Raw genomic sequence first — 12541 nt, 5'->3', positions numbered from 1 at the left:
TACGGCAGCGCGCTGCTGGCGCAATTGCTTACTCCGCAGGAATGCCAGGCATTGATCGCCTTGTATGCCCGCAAGGAGCTGTTTCGCAGCCGGATCGTGATGGAGCGCCATGGCTTCGGCCGTGGCGAATATCAATATTTCAATTATCCGTTACCCGACCTCGTCGGCGACATGCGCAGCATGCTATATCTGCAACTGGTAGCGATTGCCAATCGCTGGAACGCCACGATGCATATTGATACCCGTTTCCCTGAGCGGCATGCCGACTTCATCGCACGCTGCCATGCGGCCGGCCAACAGCGTCCGACGCCGCTCATGCTGCAATACGGCGCAGGCGACTACAACTGCCTGCATCAGGATCTGTATGGCGAACATGTCTTCCCATTGCAAGCTGCAATCCTGCTTTCAGACCCCGGAAAAGATTTCAGCGGCGGCGAATTCGTGATGACCGAGCAACGGCCGCGCATGCAATCGCGACTGGAAGTGATCCCGCTCGCCAGAGGGGACGCCGTCATCTTTGCGGTCAACAATCGGCCGGTACAAGGCCAACGTGGTGCATATAGGGTAAATTTACGGCATGGCGTCAGCCGCATCCGTTGCGGTGCGCGGCACACGCTAGGCGTGATTTTTCACGACGCACAATGAAATTTCATTATGACTTTCGATTTATTTGATTCGCTGGAATCCACAGAAGAACGCCAGGAGCAGCTGGCATCAGGCGCCTTTGTCTTGCGTGCGTTTGCCCTGCCCTACGTGCAACAATTACTGCCGGCGCTGACGGCTATCGAACGCACCTCGCCGTTTCGTCACCTGATCACGCCAGGCGGTTTTCGCATGTCGGTCGCCATGACCTGCTGCGGCGATCTCGGCTGGACCAGTGACCGCCGCGGCTACCGCTACAGCGCCATCGATCCGGATACCGGCCGGCGCTGGCCGCCGTTGCCCGCGATTTTTTTACAGCTGGCGCAAAGCGCCGCTGCGCAAGCCGGCTTCGATGGTTTCATGCCGGAAGCCTGCCTGATCAACCGCTACGAACCGGGCGCCAGGCTGACGCTGCATCAAGACAAGGACGAGCTGGACTATGGCGCACCGATCGTCTCGGTATCGCTGGGTATTCCCGCGATGTTTCTGTTTGGCGGCAACGAGCGCAGCGACAAGGCGGCGCGCGTGCCGCTATTCCATGGCGATGTTGTCGTCTGGGGCGGCCCAGACCGGCTGCGTTTTCATGGGATATTGCCGCTGAAGGAAGCCGCGCATCCCTTGCTTGGCCGGCAGCGCATCAACATCACTTTTCGCAAGGTCGCATAGATGACGATTGCAGCAGATATTTCCGAGGCCGCTTATCGCAAGGCTGAGATTTTCCTGTCCGGGCTGGATAAAGACTGGGCGCAGCACATCGCCAACATCGGCCCCTGCCTGCACGCTGCCAAACCAGCGCGCGAGCCGTATCAGGCGCTGGTGCGCGCCATCGCCTATCAACAGCTGCACGTGCGCGCCGGCGACGCCATCCTGGGCCGCATGCTGGCGCTGTTTGGCGACCACGGCGAAAACAATTTCCCGACGGCGCGGCAACTGCTCGATACCGACGTCGCTACGCTGCGCGGTTGTGGATTTTCGGCCAACAAGATCGCCACCATCCACGGCATTGCGCAAGCGGCGCTGGACGGCGTGGTTCCTTTGCGCGCAGAAGCGCTGACCATGAGCGACGCGGCGCTGATCGAACGGCTGGTGACGCTGCGCGGCGTTGGCCAGTGGACGGTCGAAATGCTGCTGATTTATACACTGGAGCGTTCGGACATCCTGCCGGCCGACGATTTCGGCGTGCGCGAAGGTTACCGTCGCTTGAAAAACCTGGCGCAGACGCCAACTAAAAAACAGATCAGCGAAATCGGCCTGACATGGAGTCCTTATCGTACGGTGGCTTCCTGGTATTTGTGGCGTTTGCCAAAAGCTCCTGCAGCCAATGACATTATTTGAATTTGACAGCAAGACCCGGAGTGTAAGCAGCCAGGCGAGTGGCTAAAGTAGCGCTATACCAATCCAACCGGAAGCCGACATGCGAACCCTCACACCACAGCAACATACAGCAGAACAAAGCACAGAACACGATCCGCGTTGGACTGCTGTGCTGAGCAGAGATTCCTCTGCCGACAAACTGTTCGTGTATGCCGTCAAAACCACTGGCGTGTATTGCCGCCCCAGCAGCCCTACGCGCCTGCCGCGTCCGGAAAACGTCGAATTTTTCGACACGCCGGCAGCGGCTGAAGCCGCCGGCTACCGCGCCAGCAAACGCGCTGCAGACCAGACCACGGTAGCGGCCCAACATGCCGAACTGGTGGCTGCCGCATGCAGGAGCATCGAAACCGCGCTGGAACTGCCCGGCCTCGAACTGCTGGCGGCCGATGCCGGTCTCAGCGTGTATCACTTCCACCGGGTATTCAAAGCGGTCACCGGACTAACGCCGAAAGGCTACGCCGACGCCAACCGGGCGAAGAAAGTGCGCGACCATCTGAGCCGCAGCCACTCGGTCACCGAAGCCATCTACGATGCCGGTTTCAACTCCAACAGCCGCTTCTATGAAGCCTCTGGCAAAGTACTCGGCATGACGCCGACCGACTACCGCGCCGGCGGCGCCAACACCGAGATCCGCTTCGCCATCGGCGAATGCTCGCTGGGTGCGATCCTGGTGGCGCAAAGCAATCGCGGCGTTTGCGCGATCCTGCTGGGTGACGATCCGAATGCGCTGGCGCACGACCTGCAAGACAAATTCCCGCGCGCCCATCTGATCGGCGCCGACCACGACTTCGAGCAACTGGTGGCGCAAGTGGTCGGCTTCATCGAAGCCCCTGCCCTCGGCCTCGACTTGCCGCTGGATGTGCGCGGCACAGCTTTCCAGCAACGCGTATGGCAAGCGCTGCGCGAAATCCCGGTAGGAAGCACCGCCAGCTACGCAGAAATCGCAGCCCGCATCGGCTCGCCCAAGGCCGTCCGCGCGGTAGCGCAAGCCTGCGCCGCCAATACGCTGGCGGTGGCGATTCCCTGCCATCGCGTTATACGCAGTGACGGCGCCGGCTCCGGTTATCGCTGGGGTGTGGAGCGCAAACGCGCCCTGCTGGAACGAGAAAGCCGTGATTGACATCCATGCCTGGCGATAGCAACAGAACATGGGAACTGACTGGCAAGGACGACAAGCCGTATGACAGCGTGCAAAAGGGCAGCTTGGGCGGCCACCGCCGCAGCCACATCTACGGCCGTCTCGACTGCCGCGCCGCGTTGCAAGCAATTGCCAGAGGCGGCTATGTTGCAAACAGGGTGTTTTTCCTGAATGAGACCGCCGCTGAAGCGGCCGGCTATCGGCCTTGTGCGGTCTGCTTGCCGCAGGATTACGCACTATGGAAAGCCGGAAAAGTCTGAACGCTATTTGATGCCGGTTATGGTATCGGCCGCAATTGCTCTGCCAGCGAGCGCGTCTTTTCGCTCACCACGTTGCCGGTATGGAGAGTCGTTTTACGTTCAATCAGCATGATGTGGCACTCCTCCTCCGCCACCGGATTGTGGCGCACGCCTTTGGGAACAACAAACATCTCCCCCTCGGATAGCTCGACCGTGCCGTCTTCCATTTCGATGCGCAGGCGGCCCTTGAGAATGAGGAACAATTCGTCCTCATTGTCGTGGCTATGCCAAGCCAATGAACCCTGCACCTTGGCCACCTTGATATACGCATCGTCAACCTCCCCCACTATGCGAGGCGACCAGTGTTCTGTCAGTGATTCGGCGATTTTCTTGGGTGATGAAACGCTAGTCATAATGATCCCGCAGGTTGAAATTTTACTGAATTTTGACTCAATGGCCTTTTAATTTATCCGCCAGATAATTCCTTATCTGCTGTTCCTGCTCGGTCGACATTTTTCCCAGAATCCCGTGCCGGTGCACCGGAATATGCGTGGCGACATCATCGTTTTCATCGAAAACATAATGATTGAATATGGCCGCCCAGGCCTGCCGGTAGGCCGGTGGGCGACGTTTCAGATTGAGCAGCGCCAGCATCAGACTGTCGAAGCCTGAATGAATCGAATCCGCCGTGCCGACCGCCCCACCCCACCAGTAATTGACCAGGATATTGCAGGCTTGCAGCGATTCGACGTGGTGCCACCATAGCGGCGGTATGTAGAGCGCGTCGCCGGGTTCCAGTTCGGCGACTTGCGCGGCTGCAAGCGCGTCCTTGAATTTGGGATATTTTTCGAAGTCCGGCTGGTTCAGCGGCACCATGCTGATCGGCGCGCCGGTTGGCGCAAAATCCACCGGTCCGATATACAGGTTGCCGATCTGCTCCGGTGGAAACAAGGTAAAACGGCGCTTGCCGCTCACCACGCAGGCAATATTATGGGCGTCATCGAAGTGCGCGGGTGTAGTGACCGCATTGCCTATCCATATCCGCGGGATGACTTCCGGGCCGAGCACCGGTAATTTATTTTCATCCAAAAAACCCGGCAGACAATTTGCGATCAAGGCGCTTTGCGCAGCAACGGCAGGAGGATTGGGGAATGAGCGATAGCGCGCCAATTGATTGATGATCGCCGAGACCGGCAAGCGGTTGCGCATGTAATTGAAACCATTCATGGCTTCATCGTAGAATATGCGCCCTTTGGCTTCCGGCCGCGTCATGATCGCATCGACGTCGCTGCCGTTGTCCAGCTTCTTCAGATAGTTACAGACCGCTTCGGTCGAGGTCTTCGCCAATTTCACGGCCGGCCAGTCTTTTATATAGCCACGCAAAACCACCGGCTTATATTGCGCGGCGATCTCTTCCGTGAACGCTCTGTCATCGACATCGAATCGTTCGGGAATGGATTGCAATGGTTGGCTCATTCAACATCCTTATGGTTGGAAGACCTGCATCAACTGGCCTCTTCAGGATAACCCGATTTCCATGCAATTTGGGATGGGGCGCCTGAAAATTACAGATGAAAACAAGGCACAACGAGCGCCAGCCCAATGCAACGTACCATTGGGCTGGCGATGATAAAATCATGGCAGGGGTAGAAAAGCAAATCTATTAGTGAGGATGCAATGCCCGTTATCGGAATAGACCACGTGCAACTGGCGATGCCAGCCGCCCATGAAGATGCCGCACGCCGCTTTTACGGCGAGATTCTCGGACTCAAGGAATTACCGAAACCTGCCGATCTGGCAGCCAGGGGCGGGGTCTGGTTTTCCTGCGGCGCGGTGCAGTTGCATCTGGGTGTGGAAAAAGAATTCAAGCCGGCGTTAAAGGCACATCCCGGATTAGTGGTAGACCAGTTGGCGCCACTCATTGCAGCATTGACCGAAGCCGGTCATAACGTGAAGCATGATGTGCCGATTGCCGGCTTTACCAGAATCTTCACAGACGATCCGTTTGGCAACCGGATCGAGCTGTTAGAACCGATTCGCGGCTAACCACAAACCGCTGCAGCTTCAAGTTCACGACTCCGGAGAGAGCACATTCGCAACAGGAGCGGCAATCGCCATGCGTTCCCATTCGCTCCAGCCAATCGTTCGTCCAGGAAAAGCCACGGCCTTGAATCGCCATTCTTGCGTCAGCCAGCGTTGAAGATCCGCCAGGATTACTTGCGCGAGATCGCCGGCAGCTGCTTGCGAAGCCAGCCAGAAAAACGCTTGGGCGTCATACACGGATTTACGCAGGTCGATTTCCATTTTCGACTTGATCGGCTTGATATACAGGCAACCCAGATAGCTGGATTTATTCAGGCCTAAAATGGAATAGGCGAAGGCCTTGCGCTCGAAAAACTCACGTTCATGACGCTCCAGATCCGCCAGGTTCTCCGCATAGTTCATCTGCGGGTCGGGCCAGCTGTTGGCAGGCCCGAATACGTGCCGAATGGTATTTGCGCTTGCAGTAACACTGGCGAAATCCTGTTCTGCAAACTCTGGCGACAACACTTCCAGGCAAAATAAATCCGACTGGTAAGCGCGCGGCGGTACGTAGTTTTCAGGAATAAAGGCCATTCAGAATTACGGCTCAAAGGGAATGAAATTTAATGCGGCTGGCGCACGTTCAAACGCGCTGTTAGACCTTGGCCAATGGCGGAGCAATCATGTGGATATGCGAAATGCCATCCTCGTCATACAGCTCCCCCACCGGCTCAAACCCGAAGCGCGCATAAAATCGCTGCAGATGTGCTTGTGCGCCAATCTTGATTTGATGGCCCGGAAATAATCTGGTGGCATGCTGCATCGCCTCCTGCACCAGTTCGTAGCCGCGGCCGCTGCCGCGCAATTCAGGCGCCGTCACTACGCGTCCGATCGACGGATAGGCAAAGGCCTTGCCGGGCGGGACGATACGCGCGTAGGCGCCCAGTTCGCCGTTCGGCAGATAGCCCAAGCCATGCCAGGAATGCAGGTCGATGCCATCCGCATCCAGGAACACGCAAGTCTGCTCGACCACAAACACACGTTGCCGCAATTGCATCGCTGCATACAATTGCGCAGCGCTCAAATCCTGGAATGGCAGCCAGTGCCATTCCATCAACGCTGTTTCTGCCATGACTCTTGCCACCATCTCAAGCGGTGCCGCCAACGGTAACGCCATCGATGCGCAACGTCGGCTGGCCGACGCCTACCGGCACGCTCTGGCCTTCCTTGCCGCAGACGCCGACACCCGGATCGAGCTGCATGTCGTTGCCGATCATGGAGACCCGGTGCAAGACATCAGGGCCGTTGCCGATCAGGGTCGCGCCTTTGACCGGATAGGTGACCTTGCCGTTTTCGATCATGTAGGCTTCGCTCGCTGAAAACACGAACTTGCCGTTGGTGATGTCGACCTGGCCGCCGCCGAAATTGACGGCATACAAACCGTTTTTTACCGAAGCAAGGATCTCTGCAGGATCCTTGTCCCCGGCCAGCATGTAGGTATTGGTCATGCGCGGCATCGGCAGATGAGCGAACGATTCGCGCCGTGCGTTGCCGGTGACCGGCATCTTCATCAGCCGCGCGTTCATCGTATCCTGGATGTAGCCCTTGAGGATGCCGTCTTCAATCAAGGTGGTGCACTGGCTAGGATTGCCTTCATCGTCGATATTCAGCGAACCGCGGCGGTCGGCAATGGTGCCGTCATCTACCACCGTGACGCCCTTGGCTGCGACGCGTTCGCCGATGCGGCCGGAGAAGGTGCTCGAGCCCTTGCGGTTGAAGTCGCCTTCCAGGCCGTGGCCGATTGCTTCATGCAGCAGGATGCCGGGCCAGCCAGGGCCAAGCACCACGGTCATCGGACCAGCCGGCGCCGGACGCGCATCCAGGTTGACCAGCGCTGAAGCCACGGCATCCGCGGCGTATTGTTCCATCAAGGCGTCGGTGAAATAGCCATAGCTATAACGGCCACCGCCACCGCTGCTGCCGGTTTCGCGGCGGCCGTTCTGCTCGACGATTACCGTCACCGATAAACGCACCAATGGCCGGATATCGGCGGCGATGACGCCGTCGCTACGCGCCACCAGCACAACGTCGTATTCTGCGGCCAGCCCGGCCATCACTTGCACCACGCGTGGATCTTTGGCGCGCGCCATGCGTTCTACCCGTTCCAGCAATTTGACCTTCTCGGTGGCGTCCAGCGACACCAGCGGATCGTTCGGCAGATACAGCGAGCGACCGCCGCTTTGCTGCATGCCGGAGGCGATCTTGATCTTGCCTGCACCCTGGCGCGCGATGGTGCGCGTAGCTACCGCAGCGTCGTGCAATGCACGTTCGGAAATTTCATCGGAATACGAAAATGCGGTCTTGTCGCCGGAAATGGCGCGCACGCCGACGCCCTGGTCGATGGAAAAGCTGCCGGTCTTGACGATGCCTTCTTCCAGGCTCCAGCCTTCACTCTTGGTGAACTGGAAATACAGGTCGGCGTAATCGACCTTGTGTGTGAACATGGTCCCGAGCGCTTTGAGCAGGCTCGATTCGTCCAGCCCGAACGGAGTCAGTAAAATGTCGCGAGCAATGGCTAACGTGCCCAGGTTTGGTTCGAATGGTTTCATTGATGTTCCGGTTTTACTGTGGTCTTGATAGGGATTGTAGAGCATCCCGGGCCCATTGGGCTCCGGCGACGCGTTTACGCATGTCGCATTGTTAATTATTCCTGTAATTTGCGATATGGCAATGCTAGCGAGCTGGCGCATACCCACTATAGGAAATGGGGATCAATGCCGTTGCTGACAAGTCCCTTACTGGCGCCGGCGCCAATTTAAGCTGGAAACCGGCCAGAAATCAGCGCCCGGATGTCAAGTCCGGCGTCGAAGCCGCCGGGGCTTCGCTCTTGTGGTCAAGCTTGGTCACCACCGGATCGCTCCAGCCGCCGGTAATATTATATTCAAAGGTGAAGGCGCGCATCAGCGGGTCGCGCAAGAACAGCTGCGCCAGGAAGGTGCCGATGCCGATCACAGGGTTGATCGCCAGCGCCACCACCGAGGCCGTACCGGCATTGATTTCCGGCAACACCGCCACATGCAGGTCCTGGGTTTCACGGGCGATATCGGCGACACCGTCCATCAGCACCGTGGCGCTGACGCCGCGCATCTTGAAATTATCGGTATGCGCCTTGCCCTGCAGGATAGAGGCGGTGCCGACCACGCTGTCGAAGGCGAAGCCCTCAGAGAAAATGTCGCGGAAATCCAGCGTCAGGCGGCGCGGTAAGGATTGCAGGCTCAACACGCCTAGCAGCTTGGCAGCGCCGGGGTCGACTTTCAGGAACTGGCCGGCGGCCATGTCCAGGTTGATCTGGCCCGACAGCGATGGAATATCCATCGTGAACGGCAGGCCCTTCCAGCTGACCTCGCCATCCATCCGGCCTTTGGTGGCGCGCAACACGTGGGCAAAGCCGAAGCGGTCCAGCAGCTTGCCGGCGTCGGCGATATCCATGGCATAGGTCAGGCTGGTGGTGTTGTCGCCGTCAACCGTGGTCCATTTGCCGTCGGCCTTCAGTTCGGCGTCGGGATTCTTTATCGACAGTTTATGGATGCGCCACTCGCTACCGACATTGGCGCGGACATTGTTGGCGCTCAGCTCGAGCCGTCCGAGTTTCTTGCCGAGCAGCTGGAAGTCGTCAGCGATGATATCCAGTCCCGGAATCTGGGTCGAGCCGCCCTTGCCTTCCAACACCTCGCCGACATCCGACTCGCCGCCTTGCGGAATGATCAGCGACGACAAGCGCGCGGTGACCTTGCCGAGGCCATGGCCTGAAGGCGATTCGCTCCAGGTGACATAGCCCGAAGCCTGTCTGGAATCGACGTTCACTTGCCAGGCGTTTTTCTGGTGCGTCGCGCCCAGCACCACGTTGTCCATTGTCTTGCCCAGCAAGATCAACTGATTGGCGCGTACCGACACCACGTTTGGCGACACATATTGCGCCATCCCGGTCAACGGCGATTCCTCGCCGCTCTTGCCGGCGGCGCCGTCATTCAAGCCGCTGGTCAGATTGTTCCAGGCATCCAGGCTCAGGACCTTGGCGTTGAGATTGATCGCCAGCCCGCTGTCCGGTTCCGGCGCCAGCGTATTGATGCCGATCCCGCCGCGCACTACCTTCCAGTCGGCGGCCACGGCAACGCCGTTTTCGACCTTGACGACCGGCTTCTGCCGTTGATAACGAGCGACGATGCCGGATCCCAATGTCAGCCTGAGTTCGTCACGGACAACCGTGGCATCGTCGGATGCCACGCCCAGCCACTCGAATTTAAGCGGCATGGCATCGTTGACGCTCTTGCGCAGCGGTTCTGGAAAATCCAGGCCTATGCCTTGCAAACCGGATTCGACCAGCAGTTCGGGATGATGCTCATGGATCGACACGGTCGCGGTATAGCGGCTGTTGCCATTGGCGCGGGACAGCAGTTTTTGCATCGGCGGGCTGGGATACAGCGCACGCAAACCATCGATGCCGGCGGTGCCCTCAATCTTGATCACGGTCTGATGATCGGCCTGCGTGCCGCCGCTGGCCTGCACCGGCCCGCCCAGCAGGTTACCCTTGATGCCGTTCAGGTTGAAGCCTTTTTCGTTGAATTCAAGCTGGCCGCTGGCATTCGCGATAGGCGGGATGATTTTTTGCAAGACCACGTCATTGTTGAGGAACTGCAGGACCCCGGTGACTTTGGTATCGAGCGCATGCGCCAACGGAATTTGCAGGTTCAGTTGCAGCTTGGCGTTGCCCTTGCCTTGCGACTCGCTGGTAAAGCCGCCGATCCAGTGCAGCACCGGGCTGTCATTGGTGAACTGCACAAAGTTCTGCAAGGCGCCGGCGGCGCTGCCATCGATCAGCAGCATCTCGTCGTGCGACGACAAATCCGGCACCGTGGCGGTGACGTCGCTGACGCCGACTCCAGCGGTTTGCGCACTGGCAGCCTTGATTTGCAAACGCGTGCGGTCCACGGCAAACGTGCCGTCTATATTTTTCAGCAGCGGCCACAAAGGCTGCTTGCCATCCGCGCCGAAATGGCCGGGCTCATATTCCAGGGTGCCGTTTTCTATTTTGCCGGCGACGCTGAATTCACCTTTCGATTTGGCGTTCGGGCTGTCGGTCTTGAACGGGAAATCGGCCAGGTCGCCCTTGATCCTGATCGCCACGTCTTTCGCCTTGCCTTCCTGCAGGGCGCCAACCAGCCAGTTACGCAGATGCTCCGGGGTGTGGCTCGGCAGGTAACGGCCGATTTTCTTGACATCCAGTTCACTGAGCGTTGCCGTCATGTCTACCACTCCTGCCGCCCCATGACGGTCTTGCAGGGGCAGCAGATGACTACCCGACAAAGACCCTTCCAGGCCGTCCTGGATGAAATTCATGCTATCGATTTTGAGCAACAGATTTTTTTGCTGGAAACTCCAGCTTGCCAGCATGTTCAGCTTATCGAAGGGCATCACCGGATCATCAAAGAAGCCAGGCAGGTTCAGCTGCATTTTTTCCGAGGCCAGATTCACGCTGCCGCCATCCTGGTTGGCGTTGATGCTGCCGCTCAGGTTGTCGACGCCGGGAATGCCTGGCACCGCAGCTTGCGCCGCCTGGCTAGCGGTCTTCGGCTGGGCCGCGCGCGGCAATTGCGGGTTGATGGTCAGTCCCTGGAACTGGCCTTTTGCACTATAGGACATGATGGCAGGATAAGCGCCCTGCCATTGCGCGGCAAAATCGTGCAGCTGGCCGCGCGGCGCAAAATCGTCGATCATCTTGATCTGCGGCGGCGTCAGCGGCAGGCGCCGGGCAAAACTGGCCAGGGTCTGCAAATCCAGCTGCTTGGCTTGCAGGGTGTACTTTTCTCCCAGCTTGCCTTGCGCCGGCACATACGTTTCGCTGATAGTGGTGCGCGGCAGCGTCAGGCCGTCTGCCGTTTTCAAGGAAAAATCGGTCAGTTCGATTGCATGGCCGTTGGCGCCGAAGGTCGGGGTATCGTCCTGCGGCACTGGCCCGAGCACTTCGTGGGCGGAAACGCGGCCGCTGACATTGTCCAACGCCAGTGGCTCCAGATCGTGCCGCAGCCGCATCGACAAACCGGTCAGTTGCAGGTCCGCAGTAAAGTTGCGCACCTTGGCATGATCGAGATCCAGCCAGGCTTGCAGCGCGCCCTTGCCTTGCGTCAGTTCCAGCGGGTAGTCGAAATAGGGCTTCCAGACCGTTAGATCGGCATCGTGCAGGTTGGCGTACAGCGTGCCGGTCCAGCGCTTGAAGTCGGCGGTTTTTTGCGCGAATACCGGATGGACAAAATTGGCGCGCAGATCGAGCGGCGCGGCGAAGGCGGCCGGCGGCGTCGCCCGCACCGACAATTGATGGCGGCGCCAGCGGTTCTGCAGCACCAGGTCGATATTGGTCAGCGTCAGCTCGGGCGCCTTGCGCAAATCGTCGCGCCAGCGCAGCTGGCCGTTGCGGATGATGATGCGGTGCTGCGCCAGCAGCCATTCGGCGCCGGCGCCGTCGTTCTTGTCCTTGGCATTGACCAGGATGCCGCCGACGAACAGGTTACCTTGCGGATCGCGTTCGATTTGCAGATCCGGCTTGTCGATTTCCAGCGACGCCAGCCTGACGCCGCCCACCAGCACCGAGCGCCAGGAGATGGTGGCCGCTACCTGCGGCAGTGTCAGCGCCGGCTGGCCATCCTTATCGTGAATTACAACGTTATCCAATGTCAGATGTGGTTGCAGACCGTGCCAGGATGCTTGCAACGCGCCGATCGAAATCGGGTTGCCCGCAGCCTTGCTGGCGATTTGCTCGACCTGCGCCTTGTAGTAGCCGATATTTGGCAAGACTACGTAACGCAAACCCAGAAACAGTCCGCAAAACAGGAAATAAGCCACGATCAACAACTTCAGCAAAGCGCCAAGCAAATGGTGCGTTACCAGGTTCGCGTGCTTATAGGTGGTAATTCCGGCGCGCCAGCAGATCGCGAGGCGACTAGCTGGCGGCGGCAATTTTGGTTGTTGTTCCAACATCAATCAGAATCGGTAAAATAAGGTGCTCAAGGTAGAATAAAATGACACAGCGTCTGATTGATTCCAGTGCAGCAAGCTGTCGAAGTTCGACAAG

The 12541-nt window shown here is 58.7% G+C and carries 12 protein-coding genes; 6 read left to right on the top strand and 6 right to left on the bottom strand.

Features of this window, described 5'->3' with window-relative positions; genetic code table 11:
- The 5 genes from ABI171_RS13275 to ABI171_RS13255 all read left to right on the top strand — a co-directional run.
- Window positions 1–645 (top strand): 2OG-Fe(II) oxygenase (locus ABI171_RS13275; protein WP_348093036.1); only part of this gene is annotated, 645 nt, incomplete at its 5' end.
- 9 nt (window positions 646–654) lie between these two features.
- Window positions 655–1308 carry a DNA oxidative demethylase AlkB gene (gene alkB / locus ABI171_RS13270; RefSeq protein ID WP_348093035.1) on the top strand — a complete coding sequence of 218 codons (654 nt, stop codon included), beginning with the start codon at window positions 655–657 and terminating at the stop codon, window positions 1306–1308.
- A complete protein-coding gene (locus ABI171_RS13265; RefSeq protein WP_348093034.1) occupies window positions 1309–1977 on the top strand; it encodes a DNA-3-methyladenine glycosylase in 669 nt (222 codons plus the stop codon).
- 79 nt (window positions 1978–2056) lie between these two features.
- On the top strand, window positions 2057–3136 hold the full coding sequence (ada, locus tag ABI171_RS13260) for a bifunctional DNA-binding transcriptional regulator/O6-methylguanine-DNA methyltransferase Ada (RefSeq protein ID WP_348093033.1): 1080 nt from the start codon (window positions 2057–2059) through the stop codon (window positions 3134–3136).
- 5 nt (window positions 3137–3141) lie between these two features.
- Entirely contained in the window at window positions 3142–3414 is a 273-nt protein-coding gene (locus ABI171_RS13255; RefSeq protein ID WP_348093032.1) for an Ada metal-binding domain-containing protein, read from the top strand.
- Between the two features lie 17 nt (window positions 3415–3431).
- Here the strand turns inward: ABI171_RS13255 and ABI171_RS13250 are convergent, their stop codons facing one another.
- Both ABI171_RS13250 and ABI171_RS13245 read right to left on the bottom strand, forming a co-directional pair.
- Window positions 3432–3806: a cupin domain-containing protein gene (locus tag ABI171_RS13250; protein ID WP_348093031.1), complete on the bottom strand. Its 375-nt coding sequence runs from the start codon at window positions 3804–3806 to the stop codon at window positions 3432–3434.
- 37 nt (window positions 3807–3843) lie between these two features.
- Entirely contained in the window at window positions 3844–4869 is a 1026-nt protein-coding gene (locus tag ABI171_RS13245; RefSeq protein ID WP_348093030.1) for a cupin-like domain-containing protein, read from the bottom strand.
- A gap of 201 nt (window positions 4870–5070) precedes the next feature.
- Between ABI171_RS13245 and ABI171_RS13240 the strand changes: the two genes are divergently transcribed.
- Window positions 5071–5439, top strand: coding sequence for a VOC family protein (locus ABI171_RS13240; RefSeq protein WP_348093029.1), 369 nt, complete (start codon window positions 5071–5073; stop codon window positions 5437–5439).
- Window positions 5440–5463: 24 nt separating this feature from the next.
- Here the strand turns inward: ABI171_RS13240 and ABI171_RS13235 are convergent, their stop codons facing one another.
- The 4 genes from ABI171_RS13235 to ABI171_RS13220 form a co-directional block, all read right to left on the bottom strand.
- The gene (locus ABI171_RS13235) at window positions 5464–6009 is read right to left on the bottom strand and encodes a hypothetical protein (RefSeq protein ID WP_348093028.1); all 546 of its coding nucleotides are present in this window, start codon (window positions 6007–6009) and stop codon (window positions 5464–5466) included.
- Window positions 6010–6070: 61 nt separating this feature from the next.
- Window positions 6071–6547, bottom strand: a complete 477-nt coding sequence (locus tag ABI171_RS13230) for a GNAT family N-acetyltransferase (protein ID WP_348093027.1) — start codon at window positions 6545–6547, stop codon at window positions 6071–6073.
- Between the two features lie 16 nt (window positions 6548–6563).
- The gene (gene tldD, locus ABI171_RS13225) at window positions 6564–8024 is read right to left on the bottom strand and encodes a metalloprotease TldD (RefSeq protein ID WP_348093026.1); all 1461 of its coding nucleotides are present in this window, start codon (window positions 8022–8024) and stop codon (window positions 6564–6566) included.
- Window positions 8025–8253: 229 nt separating this feature from the next.
- Window positions 8254–12447 carry a YhdP family protein gene (locus ABI171_RS13220; RefSeq protein WP_348093025.1) on the bottom strand — a complete coding sequence of 1398 codons (4194 nt, stop codon included), beginning with the start codon at window positions 12445–12447 and terminating at the stop codon, window positions 8254–8256.
- Window positions 12448–12541 lie beyond the last annotated feature (94 nt).

Origin of the sequence: Collimonas sp. (assembly GCF_039923675.1) — a bacterium.
In the GTDB taxonomy this organism is placed as follows: Bacteria; Pseudomonadota; Gammaproteobacteria; order Burkholderiales; family Burkholderiaceae_D; genus Collimonas.
The sequence above is the reverse complement of the archived record's forward strand: the minus strand, read 5'-3'. Positions and strand labels throughout refer to the sequence as shown.